The following is a 17,110-nucleotide window of genomic DNA, read 5'->3' as shown; positions in this document are numbered from 1 at the left end:
ATCTTATGCAGATCCTATATGCGGTATATTTCCGTGCAACTTTGTAGGAATAAACTGTATTGTCACATTATCTAGATGATGTAGTGCTGTCCCCCTATGCCAGGTATAATTATCGCACTTGACCTCTTCGCTGCGGTCGTTGAGGGCCAGTAGGTCGAGGTCTTTTTGGACGAGGAGCCAGCCTGCTCCTCGCCGGTGGCATCTTCAAAGCGCAGTTCGTTAAAGCCTTTGCTTTTATGGCTCTGGGTGCGGATCACCATGCGGGTTTTGTTGGCCGGTAGCGGTTAAGGTGGCGTGTTCACCGCATAAAAGGTGTGCCCGGTGATCAGCGACTGATCTGGGTCAGGCCGCCCCTGGGGATCGCGATGCTGCCGTAGCCGCCGCCCGCCCAGCCTTGAACCACGCGTATCCAACGGCTTCGTTAGAATCGGTCTGAATTCAGACGGGACGAACGGCTGACACAGAATTCTGAACACTACCGGTCTGCATGATACAGGCTTTTGAATACATTACTCATAGGCAGTTACAGAACTTGGTTCACAGGCTCATATTTCAGACGTCAACAGTCCGAAAGCCTGAAGGTTGTGACGATCGAAAAGCTCCGGGTAGTCACCTCGAAGTATATCCTCAATCTGCCTTGGAGGCTCGTCTTTGATACTACTCATTCTCAAGCATTGTGATCAATCCGAAATCTTTAATTTGCTTGGCGAAATCAAACTGGGACTTTCCACTATCATTTTTATGGTTGGGGTTTGCGCCGTGCCTTACAAATAGATCGACTGTTTTATAGTTCCCTCTGGCATTAAAAACCGCTGTCCACAAAGGCTCATTTCCGTACTTATCACTGATAGAAAAGTTTGCCCCACCTTCAGCTAAAATCTCGGCAACCTCAAACGCTCCATTGGCAGCAGCATAGTGTAAGGGAACCATTTCCTTCGGATCCTGGCTATCTACATCCGCTCCTCTGGAAATTAGGTCCCGGGCGCACTCAAGGCTATTGTAAGCAGCAGCCTCATGAAGCAGTGTTTGTCCATCTTCGTTTTCTGCGTTTACATCAACGCCATCAATTAAACGAAGATAGTCTTGGTAGTTCTTTAATCGGATCGCCTGAAAAACATCTTCAATACTCATATTTAGTCGACCTCGTACTTACGGCTCCGGTTTGCACTAGGAGATTCCGGCTGATAATTATTTGGGTCTCTATAAAACGTCATGAACTCTTCCTTCGTGATCTTATCATCCATGTAGTCCTTGTGTAGTTTTCGATATTCGTGACCAGGCTTATGCCCCATATCCCACTGACCAGCCCTTGACTTCGAAGTGTCCCATTCTAGTAACTCACCTGTATTCGGATCATAGATATTTCCGTCAGGTTGCTTCGCGTTCTCCCATACATCTTCAACCTGACCCTTACCGTACTTAGGCCTTCTCTTAGAGTCAGAGTAGGGGTTTTAACTGGAACATCAATATCCCCTCCTTGCCCAGTTTTTCCTCGCCCCGCAATCTGCCCCCCCTTCCTCAGGCGCCGGTGGTGGCACATCCGCCTTAGTCGAGGTGTCGTCAGTGCTACTAGACGAATCTCTGTCAACCCTCTTGGGCTTTTTGAAACCGCCAAACACCTTGTTAACAAAGGAACCGAGAGAGCGCCCGATGGGCGTAGCATCAAGTAACACAGGCAAAATGGCCTGGCCGTATTGGCCTGACCTGATGCCATCTCCCACTCCTTCAAGCAGCTGTGCTCCCGCTATAACGGGGTTAAAACCAATAAGAAAATCAACCCATGTCCCTTTGCCATTGGCACGCGCGGTCTGCCGTCCAACGTTCTCTCGCAACTCTCCAACACTGGCGGTAGCTTCATTGATGTAGTCTATCAAATCATGCAGCTCATCATCCGTGAGGGTGCCGTTGCGAGAGGCCTCCATCATCGCTTGCTGCTGGTGCTCCACCGTCTGGGAAAGCTCCTCTACCTGCGCCCGCAACGCCAGGGCTTGTTCCGAGGTTTTGCCTGTGGGGTTGTCATTCAAAGCCTCTCGTAGTTCGCCTACGCGTTCCAGGTTGGCTTGTGCCTCTTGCTGTAATTGCTCGGCCACGCTGAGTGACTCGCTGGTCTCTTCGGGCTGGCTGTTGACGGTCTCGGTGTTGGTGTGGACATAGCCCTTGGCGCCGCCTACCCCGGCGGCGTTGCAGTTGATCGTGCATTCGCTGCCGTCATGGACAACCGGTTGGCCGTTGGCTTTGACGTTGTCCTGTCCGGTCAAGAACAGCACGTGACCACTGCCTTGGGAGGTGCCGGAGCCCACCCCCGAGCCGTCGTTGCCCTCGGTGCCTTGGCACAAATCGCCGACCCGGTAGGTGCGCTGCCCGGCGGTGATCACGTTGGGCGAGTAGTTCACCGGGTTGCCGAGCGTCGCCTCGGAATCGAAACCTATGATCTTGTCGCCCACTTGGCAAAAATCAGGGTAGCTGGTCAACGCTCTCCATCGGGCCTCCGCATTACCGGCGTGGCGAGCCTGGCCGTTACGGGCTTGCCCCTGGGCGTCTGGTGGCGTGTTGCTGTCATCCGACATGGCGTGCCCCTCCGGTGGATGAGGTCGCCGCCAGCCGTGTGCGCCGGATGCGTACCTGTTTGAGCGGGTCATCGAGCGGGAACAGCGCCCGCCAGGTGAGGCTGACGTCTTCGTGATCCAGGTCGATCACCACGCTGTCGAGGGCCAGTGGGGTATTGCCGCGCTGGCCACTGGCGTGTTCGGTGAGAGCCTGCAAGGCGATGCCCGGTAGCCGGGTGCGGTGGCGAAAGCGTTGGCGGTCTCCCACCATAATCGCCTGGCTATTGGCTAAGCAGTTGGTGAGGATCATCAGTTCGTCGCCGCGCAGGTAGTCGGGGGCGACCAGATCCGCCGGGGCGCTGTGGTGAAAGCGATAGTCGAAGTCTTCGGGCCAGTAGGGCAACCGCTGGGTTTTCCAGTGATCGTCGAAGGTGCCTTGATAACTGACCCGGGGCTCCCACCAGGGGGCGATGGACCAAAGCCTGCCGGGGCCGGGCGGTCAAAGGGTGAGGTGACCAGCCAGTCTGGGTCTTCCAGTTGGGGGGCGGGTAGCCGTGTCACAGCGTTAAGGTCGGGTTTTAGGTACCGGGCGACCTCGCTGGATACCCGCTTGTAGTCAGCGCGCGATGGCAACGAGCCCCGCCCGGCGGGGTTGTCGGGGTAGTAGAGTGTGTTAGCGAGGGCGTCCTCGTCGGGCAGGCTGTAGTGCCCACCGAAGGCGTAGCGGTAGTCCAGCGGCACTTCGCTGACCGGTGTGGGGTCAGTGACCCGCCAGCCACCGAGCAGTTGCCAGCGGAACTAGACGATCATATCTACCTGTGAGCTAGCTGACACAGAATTCTGAACACTACCGCTGGCACAGAATATTAAGAGCTCTCTTTGTCATTCCTTCAAAGTAGCCAATCTAGGCGGTTCATCATATGAGAACTTAAATTTGAATTGTCCATCATTCTGAATTTCAAGATCGCAAATCGTCCAGGCACGATTTTCCTTATCGTTCTGGGCCATAACCTCACGAAGCTTTTTAAAAGAATTTCGAGCCACTATATCTAATCGAAGTTCATCGGCACTTCCGTCATACCAAACATCAGCCTCTGGGCTTACCACTATTTCTCCTTCAACATCATCAATTTCAATATTTACAGTTATCTTCTCCCATCCTGGCCCAACTAAGCCTGCCACCTCTTGAACAACATTTTTCTGAAATTCTATAGACATTTACTTACTCCTTTCTTTATCCACCTTGTTTATTTTCAAATACAAACGTTTTCCAGCGCTCTCCATCAACACGGTATGAAGCTTCAAACTCATCAGGCCTATTTGTACTATTATTGGGGTTATACTGAGGCGAAATCCTGACTTCCACATTCTTCCCAACATTCACTGGATCTTGGGCAGCTCGCTTCATAGAGCGCTCAAATTTCCCATATTGGCCCTGGTTCAAATTCGGCGGACCATTGGGATTTACTCGTGCCCCATTACCCGGCACCACATTCAATCTATTTGTAGGCCCACCGAACTGATCACCAATAAGGTGAAAGCCTACATCTCCTGGCTGTCCTTCCTTTCCAATAACACTAGTGCTAATGCCGTCCGTGCCTGCTCGGCCATCCAGCGCATCCAACCGGACTGTTCCGGAAGCTTCCGTGACTCGGCCCAGATTATCAGTTTCCCAAGCATACGTACCATATTCATAACGCGCATTTGGTAGAGGATTGTTAGCCGCCCGATTGAAATCCGTAACATTATCAAACCGGTGAACAATCTTCCCTCCTTGCTTTGCGCTAATCTGCACCCCTTCGTTGTCTCCTGGCGTCCCACTGCGATTGGCACTTCCCGCCGCATCTCCTGTCCTATCAGTATTCCGGGCAATGTCCACGACGTCATCCGCCTTACGTAAAAGCCTGACACCTGGGAAAACCGATACAGCCGTCAGCAGGGTCATGCCCGACGCGGCGAGTACTCTACCTTCGCCCCACAATGCCATGGTGTCTTGTATATCCACAATGGTGCCATATGGCGTCGCAGCTTCGGCCATAAACACCCCCGCCGCACGGATATTGCGACCACTTTCTGAGGTATAACGCACTTGGCGCTCGGCTTCTTGCTGCATACCGGCAGCACGATTAGCCGCTTCGTCGACCTCAAAACTACTCTCGATATAGTCGTTACCGCTGATGCGCCCTTCCCTTAGCGCATCCATAAGGGCGTCTTGTTGAGCTCGGGTCTCGCTGGCTAATTGCTGAACCTCCGCATAGAGCGCTTCAGCCTCGGCAGCGGTTTTGCCGTTGGGGTTATCGTGCAGGGCGTCGCGTAGCTCGCCCACGCGTTCTAGGTTGGCTTCGCCTTGTTGCTGAAACAGTTCAGCCTCGCTGAGCGCCTCGCTGCTCTCTTCGGCCTGGCTGTTGACGCTCTCGGTGTTGGTGTGGACATAGCCCTTGGCGCCGCCTGCCCCGGCGGCGTTGCAGTTGATCGTGCATTCGCTGCCGTCGCGAACGACAGGCAGGCCGTTGGCTTTGACGTTGTCGTGCCCGGTCATGAACAGCACGTGGCCGCTACCCTGGGAGGTGCCAGAGCCCACGCCTGACCCGGCGTTGCCTTCGGTGCCTTGGCATAAATCGCCGACCCGGTAGGTGCGTTGCCCGGCGGTGATCACGTTGGGCGAGTAGTTCACGGGGTTGCCCAACGTTGCACAGGAATCGAAGCCCACAATCTTATCGCCCACCTGACAAAAATCAGGGTGGCTGGTCAACGCTCTCCATCGGGCCTCAGCATTACCGGCGTGACGAGCTTGGCCGCTAAGGGTTTCGCCTTGAGGTGACTCTCCCTGGGTATCGCGCGGTGTGCTGCTGTCAGCACCGGGTGGGCCGTCGCCCTCTTCGCACAGTCCGTCAGGTGTCACACACATGGGGGCTAGCTCGTGCGCGTTATCCGACATGGCGCGCTCCTCCGGTGGATGAGGTCGCCGCCAGCGGCGTGCGCCGAATGCGTACCTGTTTGAGCGGGTCATCCAGCGGGAACAGCGCCCGCCAGGTCAGGGTGACGTCTTCGCGATCCAGGTCGATCACCACGCTGTCGAGTGCCAGCGGAGTATTGCCGTGCTGGCCGCTGGCATGCTCGGTGAGAGCTTGCAGGGCGATGCCCGGTAACCGGGTACGGTGGCGAAAGCGTTGGCGGTCTCCCACCATGATCGCCCGGCTATTGGGTAGGCAGTTGGTGAGGATCATCAGTTCGTCACCGCGCAGGTAGTCGGGGGCGACCAGATCCGCCGGGGCGCTGTGGTGAAAGCGATAGTCGAAGTCTTCGGGCCAGTAGGGCAACCGCTGGGTTTTCCAGTGATCGTCGAAGGTGCCTTGATAACTCACCCGGGGCTCCCACCAGGGGGCGATGGGCCCAAAGCCTGCCGGGGCCGGGCGGTCAAAGGGTGAGGTGACCAGCCAGTCCGGGTCTTCCAGTTGAGGTGCAGGCAACTGCGTGACGGCGTTGAGATCGGGTTTTAGGTACCTGGCAACCTCGCTGGATACCCGCTTATAGTCAGCGCGTGATGGCAACCAGCCGCGCCCGGCGGGGTTGTCGGGGTAGTAGAGCGTGTTAGCAAGGGCGTCCCCGTCGGGCAGGCTGTAGTGGCCGCCGAAGGCGTAGCGGTAGTCCAGCGGCACTTCGCTTACCGGCGTGGGGTCAGTGACCCGCCAGCCACCGAGCAGTTGCCAGCGGAACTCCCGTGGCCCACGCACGATCAGGCGTTTGTCCACCGGGCCTACCTGTACCCGCACCTGCCAGGTGCTGCGCGGTTGCCCGGTGGGCGAGCGCAGGGTGCCATGCACGTGCACTTCGGTGCTGAGTTTGCCGAGCAGTACGTCGCGGTCATCGGTGATGACCTGGGCATACAGGTTGTCGCTGTCGCCCTCAAGCGTGGGCTGCCAGCGAATCGGCTGCTGGTGGCTGGACTCGAACAGCGGCCAGTTGTCTTCGGTGAATCGGTAGGTGGCGCGGACCACCACCACATCATACTCTTGGTCGCCCGGGCCGAGCTTGCGATACAGCGCATGGGGGAACGACGTTGGATTAATCACTTGCGCCATGTACTACCACCCCGGCGACTTAGCGTCGCTTGGTTCAGGGCCATCGCTTTCCTCGGCGCCACCCGGCGCTGGCTGGGCGGTGCCGGTGTTGAGCAGGACGTCATCGGGGCCGTCGACATGCACCTTGGTGCCCGCCTTGACGTGGATCTCGCCCGCATCCAGGTAGATGGCATCCTCAGTGAGCACCAGCCGGCTGTTGCCTACCTGCAGGGTGAGCTGGTTGCCGGCCTTGAGGGTGATGTTGCGCCCGACATTGAGCGAGTGGTTGAGCCCCACCTGGGTGCTCTTGCTGAGCCCGACCAGGGTATTCATGATTGCCCCGACGTTGAGGCTGTAGCCCAGGCCGACGTTTTCCATACGGCCCATGCCGACGTTCTGCAGGTACGCCTTACCAACGGTTTCGGTTTTGTTCTTGCCGACTTTGCTCGACCAGTTTTTACCGATGCGGTCGGTTTCGTTGCCATCCACCGTCTTGCGGCGGTTCTTGTGCACGGTAAAGGTTTCGTTACCGTCCACGGTATGGGTCTCGTTGCCATGCACCGTATGGACTTCATGGCGGTGGACGGTGCGGGTTTCGTCGCGGTCGATGTCGGTGGTGCGGTCACGAAAGACATGCAGGGTGCTATCGCGCTTGATGTCCTCGGTGCGGTCGTTAAGGGTCAGCAGATCGAGGTCTTTTTGGGCGTGCACCCAGATTTGCTCTTCGCCCGCTTCGTCTTCAAAGCGCAGTTCGTTAAAGCCCTCCGCCTTGTGGCTTTGGGTGCGGATGACCGTGCGGGTTTTGTAGGCTGGCAGTGGGTAGGGCGGCCGGTTCACCGCGTGGTAGGTGCGCCCGGTGATCAGCGGCTGATCCGGGTCAGCCTCCAAGTGTGACACTATAACTTCATGCCCGATCCTGGGGATCGCCATGCTGCCGTAGCCGCCGCCCGCCCAGCCCTGGGCGACGCGCACCCAGCAGCTGGCGGTTTCGTTGGGAGCGGCGTAGCGATCCCAGGGGAACTGCACTTTGACCCGGCCATATTTGTCGCAGTAGATCTCTTCGCCTTCGGGGCCAACCACAAAGGCCACCTGGGGGCCCTCCACTCGGGGTTTGGGGTTGGGTACCGGACGGAAGGTCTGATCCCGGGGCATGATCACCACGTCATTGTGGTAGCGGGTCATCAGCTCGCCTGCTTGAGCCGAGCTTGCCCCGTTACCACCCCGCGCCATGCCATCCTCTTCCAGTGCCTGAGGTTGCTCGCCGTGGTGCACCACCGAGACCACCTGCCAAGCACGGTTGAGGCTGTCGATATCGTGGTCAGTGAGGGTAAAGCAGGTGCCGGGGGCGAGTTCAGGCAGGTCACTCTCGGCTTCGGCGGTAGTGGCATCGGCACGTAGCGATTCTAGCCGGTGGCGGGTGAACGGCTTGCCGGAGGCGTCCTTCTTATAGCGCCCTGGGTAGTCGTAGTGTTCGTAATCCTCTCGCTGAGCGTGCTCCCCTAGATTGGGCGCCTGGTGTTCGTGAAGCTGAGCGTAAGGCGGGTTCTTGAAGCTGTAATCCTTGAGTGTGGCCGAGGCGGGGCGTACCCGGCTAACCTGGCGTAGCTTGCGCAAGTGACGTCGGGGCGGCGTACCCCCGGCGCGGCCGTGGTAGGTACGCTCGCCGATGTTAGGCAGTACCACCGTGGCATCGGCAAACACCAAATGGTGTTTGCCGCCCTCAACATTCTCAAACTCATGGAAATAGAAGCAGCCCTCTTCGGCGGCCACACGCTCGATAAAGGCCAGGTCGGTCTCGCGGTACTGAACCAGAAATTCACGGCTGGGCGGTGTGCGCGTAGTGGCAAACTCGATATCGGTGAGGCCACGCTCGCTGGCTAACGTTTTGATTGCATCATGAGGGATGGTGTCTTGAAAGATACGAGAGTTATGCCGTAGCGATAGTCGCCACAGGGCGGGGCGAATTTCCACGCGGTAAAAGCTGCGCCGGTGCCCGCGATCGCCGCGATGCAGCTCAGCGATAATGCCATGCACCCGGCGCAGCGGCTCGCCGTCCTGCCAAATGGTCAGCGTGGCATTTTGATCCAAACAGTCGCTGGGCGACAGGTCGTGGGTGCGGCTGGCGAACTCAACGGTGAGCGCAAACGTCTCCGACAGCGCTTCGCGGTGGGTAAAGCTCACCACCGCCGTGTCAGTAGCCCCGGGAAGGGTCAAGGTAAACTGAAGACCCGTATTATCCGCCATTGTAAGCCCCCTCTTCGCGGCCACTGCCGATTAAGGTACCGCCGCAGACCGTTGCCTGATCGGTCAATACAACCGGCTTAGTGTCCAGAGTGATAATTAAGCGACTAGCCACTACCATTTTTTGTCCCATTACTGTTCCTCCGCTGCTGTTTTTCTAGACTGGGTGACGACAGTTGTGGCTATCAGCAGCGCTTCACAATCGGCGCTTAAAAGCCTTAGCTGCCGTTGCCTTACTCATCCCATTTTGCTGGCGCTTCGTAGCTCGCTACCTCAAAAGCATCGACGTACATTCGTTGAAACCCCGCCGCTTCCAGGCTTTGAATCGCCGTGTGGCACACCAGTGGTAGCCGCGTTTGTAGCGGCACACCGCTTAAACTCAGCCGCGCAGCGGTCAGCAGGCGCGCACCATGGCCGCTGCCTTTCCACTCTTGGCTGATAAAGAAGAAGCGCAGCTGCCAGGCGGCTTCGTCATCGGGTCGGCACGCCAACACCATTCCCAGCGGCGGGCCATCCCCATGGCGCAGGGCGAGTAAACGCCCCTGCCAGTGCTCAACGTGCTCTTGCTCGCGCTGCAACCACACCTGGCGATGCAAGGTAAATTCCAGAGCACGGCGCAGCGTATCCAGGTAGGCCTTGTCACGCAGTACCCAGGGCGAATGCCCTTTTGCATCGGCACGCTGGACGGCTTCGATAAAACTATCGATATCCCCTTCGCGGGCGCTTTCAAGCGCGCGGGAAGATGCTTGGCCATTAACATCAGGGCCGCTATCCACATGACCACCTGGGTGGTCATGGGTCGTGCTAGCTGAGGGGGAGAGCCACTGCTTAAGTTTCGTCAGCATAGGGCCCTCGTTCTGCATAGAGTGCCGACGGTAACTGGAAGCCTGCGGCGGGCGAACGGGTAAAGGGGTTGGGGGCGCTATCGGTAAATAGGCGATAACGCATAGCGCCCCCGTCCACGTTGAAACGTAGCTCTAACTCACGCTCATTAACGCTGGTGATGTTTGCCTCTTCCAACAGCCGGAACCAAGCCCAGGCGCCATCGCGGGTTATACTCCGCGGCGAGTGATTTACCTGGCTGGGCACCATGGTGATGCGGCTATCCGTGCCGCCACGCAACGTATTTGGCCAAATCATGGAGACCCGACTACTGGCGCTGTGAGTGTAATCAATGAGCTGGCCATCGGCGCTGATCACACTGCGCCGCTTGTCGGGGCTTAAGCTGATCGGCTCAAGAGAGAACTCGACGTCTAGTGCGCCATCAGGGCCAAAGTAGGCACGGCGAATTTGTTCCGCCTGTGACACAGCGGCAAACACGCTCTCACGCAGTAGCGAATTACCCTGGGTATCCACCAACTGCTCAGGCGCACCTTCGATAAAGGGCTGCAAGTTATCCTGATAGAAGTTGTCGAGGATACCTTCAGGAGCAAAGAAGGCTTCAAAGTCGCTTAGCGAAGCATCCCGGCTTGCACTGGGCACCAGCGGATAGCGCCCGGCTAAACGCTCCTGGTAGGGAGCCACCACTTCATCTATCCAGATATTTTCCAGGTGACTGATAGCGCTTGCCATGATGAGCTGCCAGCTTTGATCCGCCAGGCTTTTCAACATGCTTGCGACAGGCTCGGGCGAGCTGTCAGCAATACGCTGCAGGCGATAAATAGGGTCATCACCGCGCAGCGATAAGCGGTCACGCGCGCCGATGAAAGCGGCGCGCCCTGGGTCGCTGGCTTCTTCTATATCAAGCAGGTAATCACGCAGCTCCGTTACCGCCGATTTGATCTCTTCCAGGGAGGAGGGATCCCCCTCTTGAGGATTGGAGAGCTTGTTAATCGCGGTAAACTGCTGCTCGATATCGTGAGCAAGCTGATAGCGCGGTGAACGCTGCAGCGCTTCACGGGCTTCCTCGTCATCTGCAGGCAGTTCCGGATAGAGACGGGTATTCTGCTCGACCGCTGCTAACAGACGGTCTAGCGGGCGCTCGGCGCTGACCAGCGCATCGGCGACCACCGCCGCCTGATGAATGTCCGGTAGGGGCACAAGCTGGGTATTGCGCAGGGCATCACGCCAACTCACGCGATAGTCACTGACATAATAGTCACGCAGGGCGTTTTGCAGTTGCTGACGGTCAGCGTTGCTGAAGTTGATGTCTTCGCGCTGATCCAATACCCACAAGTCGATAAGCGCTAGCTCGGTTGCCCTATCAAGCTGTTGCAGGAAGTGATTTTCGAAGCCACCCCGGGTAACCAGATACGGCAGTTGCACATACGAGGGCTCATCGTTACGCGCCATAAACACCGTGTTGAACATCGACCCCACCTGACGGCGCAGGTCGAGAGGGTCTCCGCGACGGCTACTGTCAGCTTTCATGGTGGCGTAGACCCGCTCATCCATCGGCAGGCGTGATAGGTCGTCAATCGCGGCGACTAAGCTGCCGCGTAGTGGCGCCATGGCATATTCAGCGCGCCGATTACCAGCGGCAACCCGGCTTTCCAAATCGCTGTGCTGCAGGGCGTAATCTAAATGAGCCAGTAAGCGGTCTTGGATTTCACCACGCTGGGGGAAATCCGACTGCCAACGCTGTGCCATATAGTCGTGTACGCGTTCGGGCTGGCGGCCGCTGGCGTCAGACATCATGCGCAAAATGCGCAGCAGCGCCAGCTTGGCGTTACTGCCCTCTTCTTCGCGGTTCATGTCATCCATGATGCCCACCATCAACGCCGGCAGGAATTGGTACTCCAACATGGCGAGGTAAGCATTCTCTAACTGGCCACCAATAATGTGGCCTTGATAAAGCCCCATATCAGCAAGGAAAGGTGTGTGTGTACGGTAGCCCTCGAAGGTTTGCATCGCATCGCGTAGGCGATCCAACGGCGCCAGCATTTCGTAGCCCGTTGGGTCGTCGCTCTGGAACTCTTCCGGGTGAGTGGCCAGGAAAGTTTCCGCCCGATGCTCGACGGTGGAAAGCGAGGTCGCGTTTTTCTGGTAGAAATGGCTCCACCCACCGATCATTACCGCAGCCACTAACATGCAGCCAACAATGCATGCTTGGCGAATACGCTGTCGGCGATGGGCGACTTTGGCGTTATCACCGGCCAGCCCCGCTTCTGGATAAATGACTTTCTCAAACAGTTCTTCAGTGAAATACAGCGCGCTGCGCGTCGCACGGTGCGCAGGCTGAACGCTTTCGGACATGCCATAACGGCGTGCCGCAGCATCCACGAAAGGATCTTCAGGCACCCCCTGCTGATAAACCGAGGTGAAATACGTGCCGCGTACAATCGCCGCGGTGGAAAAGCGGTCGCTGGAGAGCGCTTCGTTGAGGAAGCCGAGCAGCACATCGCGCAGCCCTGCTAGCTGGCGCACAAAGCGAAACACCGACTCCCGTTCTTCCCGGTCGCGGCACTCTGCCAGCATGGTGGGCATTGCGCGGTTAAGGCGTTCCAGCATGTTGTCGTAAGCGGCGGCGAACTCTTCTTCCCACTGTCCCGGTGTATCAATGGATTTAGCCGAGAAGGTAAAGCCTAACGGCGCCCGCCGTGCAGCACGGGAGTAATGGCGGAAGAAATCGTCAAAACCGTGCAGCAAATCCATTTTGCTAAAGGTGACGTAAACCGGTAACCGGCTGCCGTGGCGCTCCATCAACTCGCGCAGGCGGCTACGTAACAGCGTCGCGTACGCTTTACGAACGGCTACCTGGGCGTGGCTAAGACGGGCTAGATCCAACACCAGCACAACGCCGTCCAGCGGGCGGCGTGGGCGGTTACGCTCTAGCCACTCGGTGAAGTGATCCCATAGGCGGCTATTCAGTTCGTCAGGCTCGCCAGTTTCCAGTGCGCCTTGGGTCAATAACTCGCCATCAGGGTCGATGAGTATCGCTTTATCGCCAATCCACCAGTCAAAACCAAAGCGGTTTTTCTTGCTGCTGATGCCAGAGGCTTTCATGACATTGGACAGCGCAAAGTTTTGCCCAGAGCGGTTGACCAAGCTGGTTTTGCCCGCGTTTTCGACCCCCATGACCAAATACCAGGGAAGGCGATAGCGGCTGCTGTCCCCACTGCCAACGCTATCAATGATTTCGGATAATACGTTGTTCAGCGAGGTTTCCTGCTGGTCGATACTCTCCTGAATAGGGTCTGACTGCTGCGACTCCATATCCTGCGCGAGCTCATCGGCTTTGCGCAGTCGACGGGAAAGCCGAACGCCCCAAATCACCGCCACTAACGTTGCCAGCGCCAAGGTAGCCAGTAACCGATTGACCCAGGGGCCTAATGGGTAGCTGTCTCGCACTTCCCAACTAGGCCCTAACCACCAGATAGCCACTAATAGGAGCACGATTAATACGCCCCACATGGCCATGGAAAGCCGCCCTAGCCCCTTGACTCTGTTAGCTTGCGCTTTGGCGCGATTGTGAGTGCTCTGTGCACGTGAAAAGCCGGGCACCCAGCGGCTCAGCCTTGATTTCAATGTTCCCCACATGAGCCTTTAATCCTCGTCCCTAGTGATAAAGTCGATCATCGTTGCCATACCCTGAGGTCATGTCCTAAGCGATGCCTGAAGCCGCGAAACCAGCGCTGGTTCCCACTGCTCTAAATCAAGTTCATTAACAGTTTGGTGCAGCGTGCTGTAGTGCTGCTGGGCGAGCGTTTCTAGCCCCGCCTCCTGCAGCAAATCAGCGCTGGCCAAGCGCCAGTACGTGCTCTCGCGCAAGGAGCGTGCCGACGCTAACCCCTGGTCAAGCACCTGCAAGGCAGGCCCTAACCCTTCACTCCCCATATAGCTACGCGCTTCCTCTAACCCCGCGTGCCATGCTTCACCGCCACCGGCGCCGTCATTTACGCCGTTGCCAGCACCGCTATACAGCCACTGCTGTGTTTCCTTATCTAAAAAAGGCGAGCCATCGTTAAACGTTAACGACTCAATACCGGGGAGCCTTTCCACAAACCGCACCGACTCATCGCGAATAGCCTCAGCGCACCGCGGCCGCCCTAGGCGCTTGGCCAGCTCGGCACTCAAGCGGTGTCCTTCTAGCCAGTAGGGGCTGACCGCAACGCTTTTCTCTATGCGCTGCCAAAGCGCTTCGTCACCGCCCCGGGAAAGCGCCTCTCGATAATCCGCCACACGGTCAGCAGCCACAGGGGCTAACTCGGTACGCCCCCCTTCCCTTGCAGCAGGTAACGCCTGGATGGCGCTCCAGATGGCATAGCGACGCAAGCGGTATGCCAGCGGCTCGCCCGGGTTTTGCTCGTTTAGAAAATCGGCCATTTTGAGCAGAGACTGGCGGTTGGCGCGCTCATTGCCCGCCTCCAGACGCAGTTCGGGGACTTTTGCCCCACCGGGCTGCTCAACCTTTTCAGCCCCGCTGGAGGAAGAAGACGCGGCCGTCCGTGCATCGCCACCGGACGCGTTGCCGCCTTGAGAGTCCGATGCAGCACGGTTTTGATTAGGCTGTTTTTCATCCAGCAGGCGCATCAGCTCGTCAAGTGAGTCAGCGGGCAACTGCTTGTCCGCGGCTAACGTTTGCAGGTTTTCCAACGAGTGGCGGCAGGCCAGAAACTCATCCTCGGCATTATGAAAGTCGAGGCCCGCGGCAAGCTTCAGCGTGCGTTGGGTAAATTGCTGGAACAGCCTGGGCCGCAACTTAGCCCCACGTGCGCCATTGAAGGGGTATGCCAACGCCCACCAGGCTTCAAGACAACCGGCCAGCAGCCTTAGGGAAAGCGCGAAACGCACGCCATTGCCTTCATGCTGCAGGCAGTGCAGCAAGTGTCCCAACACCTTTAGGTCTTTGCCCTTATGGCTGAGCATAGTGATGGCTAATGCTTCTGCCGTATCCCAATCAACGTCTTGGTGCTGCAATGAGCCGACCTTCATCATTTCAGCCTCAAGGCGCAGGTAGTCGGCGCTGTCCTCCAGCACAACGCCGATCTCCTCGCCCTGCTCATTGGCAGGCAGAGGCGCTAGCAGGGGTTCAAGGTGACTATCCGCCGTTATACGCATCACGAACTCCTATACCCACTACCAGCGACAGGCGCTGCGAAGCGGTTGAATTTGCTGACGCAGTCCTGATACATCAAAACGCAGCCCGTCCAGAGCCGCTGCGTCGCTACTCAACACAAGCTCGTTGGCGCTCAATAATTGCCGCAGCGTTTCAATGGCGGGCAGGCCGCGCCCACCGCTTACCACGTGGCCGTCATCGCGCACTCGCCATTGTTGAGAGACATCACGTCCATCCGCGACGACCCGCAACGACACGCGGGGCGTATCCAAGGCATTGGGCAGGTGCACCTGGAAGCGGGTAATTAACTTCTCGCAGGCCAGTACTAATACGGGCCGCGGAGGCGTTGTGCCCCGCGCGGGCACCGTCATTAATACTTGGCTTCCCTCGGCGCTGACTATCAGGCCAAAGTCATCGGGATTGCGTTTCTCCTCTTGGCTGACAACTGCGTGCCAAAGTGGCGGCAATTCAGCGCTATCACTTGGCGTGCTCTGCTCGTCCAGGAACAGACTGTCGTAGCACCCCAGGCGATCCAAACGGGAGCTTTCTTGGCCACACTGATGCGCCTGTTCCAATACCGCCGCGCTATCCTCTGCTTGTAGTGCGCTGCTCATGCTTAGTAGCCAGAGGCAAATCAATAGCCTGTGCTGCCATCGGCAACTTACGAATGTCACTTTCATTTAGCATCCAGTTCTAGCAATTGGCATTTGTGGGAGAGCGTTCGCTTGGGTATTCCCAGGCTCTCTGCTGCAAGGGCACGATTCCCGCCGTAGTAAAGCAATCGCTGGCTAATCAATTGCGCTTCATAATCGCGAACCGCTTGGCGCAGATCATGGATCTTATTCAGCGTGCCGCTGGCTTCTGATGTCGCTGAATCAGCGCCACTGGCGGTATCGCTGGGCAGGAGCAAGGCTTCAATATCGCCACCGGCGGGGGTCATGGCGCAGGCATAATCGATCAAGTTTTTGAGCTCACGCACGTTGCCGGGGTAATCACGCTCTTTTAGCTGCCGCAACGCGGCGGGTGTGATGCCCATCTCACTGCGTTCTTCCCGTGCACAGAAATCAGCAACAAAGTGCTCGGCCAGAAAGGCGATGTCTTCACGCCGTGCCGACAGCGAAGGCAGCGAAAGCGGGAACTGGCCTAAGCGATAATAGAGGTCAGCGCGAAACCGCTGCTGTTTGATCTGCTCGCGTAGCGGCTGATGGGTAGCCGCAATAAGACGCAGGTCTGCACAGCGTTCTTCATTCGACCCTAAGGGGCGATAGCGGCCGCTCTCCAGCACCCTGAGCAGTTTGGCTTGCAGCGCTAGCGGCATATCGCCGATTTCATCCAGAAACAGCGTACCGCCGTCGGCTTGGGCGATGAGCCCTTCCCTGGCTTGATCAGCGCCTGAAAACGCCCCTTTGGAGTGGCCGAACAGCTCCGACTCGAGCAGCGACTCGGGGATCGCGGCACAGTTAATCGCCATGAACGGCGCCTTGGCGCGTGCCGAGAAACGGTGAATCGCTCTCGCCACGAGGTCTTTGCCGGTACCGGTTTCGCCCTGGAGCAACACCGCTAAATTGGTTTCGGCCGCACGAATCACCTGCTGCCGAAGCTCTTGCATGGCGATGGAGTTACCCAGCAAATCACTCGCAAGCTTGGCCGCTAACCCCTGGCGCCGGGTGTTGTCGTTGAGCTTGGCTAACGAGTCACGCAATACCGCTGATTTCTGACGCTCTCCCTGACTGCTTGCCAGGCGCGACCACAACCGACACAGCAGGGCCTCAAAAGCGACAAAATCGCTACACTCCATGAGGTTCGTCAAGGTTGCCGCTTCCGTGACGAAGGCCAGCACGCCTAGCCACTCCCGCGAACTGTCCTGGAGTCGTAACGGCCTCACGTGTAGCCGCAAGTCGCCACTGAGGGAGGCTATTTGGGCTTGAAAACCGGGATGATCAAGCCGGGTACGCGCTTCCCCCACGCCCAGTGTCACCGGTTTACCGCTGCGGATGGCATGGGCGTAGGGGTGACTAAACTCATCACAGTTGAAGCGCGCCTCACTATTATCACGGCCCACCCAGCGGCCGCTGCTGTCTAGATAGAGGCACTCCACCCACGCCAAGCCCAGGCTATTACCCAGCAGTTGCCGACTGCGTAAGCGCAGCTCCCGTGGTGTGGTACTTTCAACCAACGCAAGCGCCATGGGCATAGCCGCCAGCCCAGCTAAAGGCTGCGCTTCGCTAGCATTGCGCTGGTCAAGAGCCTTTACCTGCATGGCG

General features: G+C 57.8%; 14 protein-coding genes and 1 pseudogene. All 15 read right to left on the bottom strand.

Features of this window, described 5'->3' with window-relative positions:
- Window positions 1–3 precede the first annotated feature (3 nt).
- The 15 genes and pseudogenes from HALTITAN_RS26280 to HALTITAN_RS14440 all read right to left on the bottom strand — a co-directional run bounded on the left by HALTITAN_RS26280 (window position 4) and on the right by HALTITAN_RS14440 (window position 17,106).
- Window positions 4–150, bottom strand: coding sequence for an HNH endonuclease (locus HALTITAN_RS26280; RefSeq protein WP_081742590.1), 147 nt, complete (start codon window positions 148–150; stop codon window positions 4–6).
- A gap of 507 nt (window positions 151–657) precedes the next feature.
- Window positions 658–1,131 (bottom strand): ankyrin repeat domain-containing protein, encoded by a 474-nt coding sequence (locus tag HALTITAN_RS14500; protein WP_039859560.1) that lies wholly within the window; start codon window positions 1,129–1,131, stop codon window positions 658–660.
- Window positions 1,132–1,133: 2 nt separating this feature from the next.
- Entirely contained in the window at window positions 1,134–1,361 is a 228-nt protein-coding gene (locus HALTITAN_RS26375; RefSeq protein ID WP_081742584.1) for an HNH/ENDO VII family nuclease, read from the bottom strand.
- A gap of 102 nt (window positions 1,362–1,463) precedes the next feature.
- Entirely contained in the window at window positions 1,464–2,567 is a 1,104-nt protein-coding gene (locus HALTITAN_RS24540; protein WP_051052066.1) for a hypothetical protein, read from the bottom strand.
- Window positions 2,557–3,287 (bottom strand): annotated as a pseudogene (locus HALTITAN_RS26055) (DUF2169 domain-containing protein). The gene HALTITAN_RS24540 and the pseudogene HALTITAN_RS26055 overlap by 11 nt, the downstream one beginning before the upstream one ends.
- A gap of 141 nt (window positions 3,288–3,428) precedes the next feature.
- On the bottom strand, window positions 3,429–3,764 hold the full coding sequence (locus HALTITAN_RS14480; RefSeq protein WP_027956904.1) for an antitoxin YezG family protein: 336 nt from the start codon (window positions 3,762–3,764) through the stop codon (window positions 3,429–3,431).
- Window positions 3,765–3,780: 16 nt separating this feature from the next.
- Complete coding sequence (locus HALTITAN_RS14475) at window positions 3,781–5,484, bottom strand: DNA/RNA non-specific endonuclease (protein WP_039859556.1); 1,704 nt, start codon at window positions 5,482–5,484, stop codon at window positions 3,781–3,783.
- Complete coding sequence (locus HALTITAN_RS14470) at window positions 5,474–6,628, bottom strand: DUF2169 family type VI secretion system accessory protein (RefSeq protein ID WP_039859553.1); 1,155 nt, start codon at window positions 6,626–6,628, stop codon at window positions 5,474–5,476. Before HALTITAN_RS14470 ends, HALTITAN_RS14475 begins: the two co-directional genes overlap by 11 nt.
- A gap of 3 nt (window positions 6,629–6,631) precedes the next feature.
- Entirely contained in the window at window positions 6,632–8,851 is a 2,220-nt protein-coding gene (locus tag HALTITAN_RS14465; RefSeq protein WP_039859551.1) for a type VI secretion system Vgr family protein, read from the bottom strand.
- The gene (locus HALTITAN_RS25585) at window positions 8,841–8,981 is read right to left on the bottom strand and encodes a hypothetical protein (protein WP_161609183.1); all 141 of its coding nucleotides are present in this window, start codon (window positions 8,979–8,981) and stop codon (window positions 8,841–8,843) included. The genes HALTITAN_RS14465 and HALTITAN_RS25585 overlap by 11 nt, the downstream gene beginning before the upstream one ends.
- Before the next feature lie 100 nt (window positions 8,982–9,081).
- Window positions 9,082–9,693 (bottom strand): GNAT family N-acetyltransferase, encoded by a 612-nt coding sequence (locus HALTITAN_RS14460; RefSeq protein WP_039859549.1) that lies wholly within the window; start codon window positions 9,691–9,693, stop codon window positions 9,082–9,084.
- On the bottom strand, window positions 9,677–13,327 hold the full coding sequence (tssM, locus tag HALTITAN_RS14455) for a type VI secretion system membrane subunit TssM (protein ID WP_039859548.1): 3,651 nt from the start codon (window positions 13,325–13,327) through the stop codon (window positions 9,677–9,679). Before tssM ends, HALTITAN_RS14460 begins: the two co-directional genes overlap by 17 nt.
- A 57-nt stretch (window positions 13,328–13,384) precedes the next feature.
- Window positions 13,385–14,848 carry a type VI secretion system protein TssA gene (tssA, locus tag HALTITAN_RS14450; protein WP_051052064.1) on the bottom strand — a complete coding sequence of 488 codons (1,464 nt, stop codon included), beginning with the start codon at window positions 14,846–14,848 and terminating at the stop codon, window positions 13,385–13,387.
- Between the two features lie 18 nt (window positions 14,849–14,866).
- Window positions 14,867–15,460: a type VI secretion system-associated protein VasI gene (vasI, locus tag HALTITAN_RS14445; RefSeq protein WP_223828105.1), complete on the bottom strand. Its 594-nt coding sequence runs from the start codon at window positions 15,458–15,460 to the stop codon at window positions 14,867–14,869.
- A gap of 62 nt (window positions 15,461–15,522) precedes the next feature.
- A complete protein-coding gene (locus tag HALTITAN_RS14440) occupies window positions 15,523–17,106 on the bottom strand; it encodes a sigma-54 interaction domain-containing protein (RefSeq protein ID WP_051052062.1) in 1,584 nt (527 codons plus the stop codon).
- Between the last annotated feature and the right edge of the window lie 4 nt (window positions 17,107–17,110).

It is taken from the genome of Vreelandella titanicae BH1 (genome assembly GCF_000336575.1).
GTDB classification, from domain to species: domain Bacteria; phylum Pseudomonadota; class Gammaproteobacteria; order Pseudomonadales; family Halomonadaceae; genus Vreelandella; species Vreelandella titanicae.
Note: the sequence above shows the minus strand (reverse complement) of the source record. Positions and strands in the feature narration are given on the sequence as shown.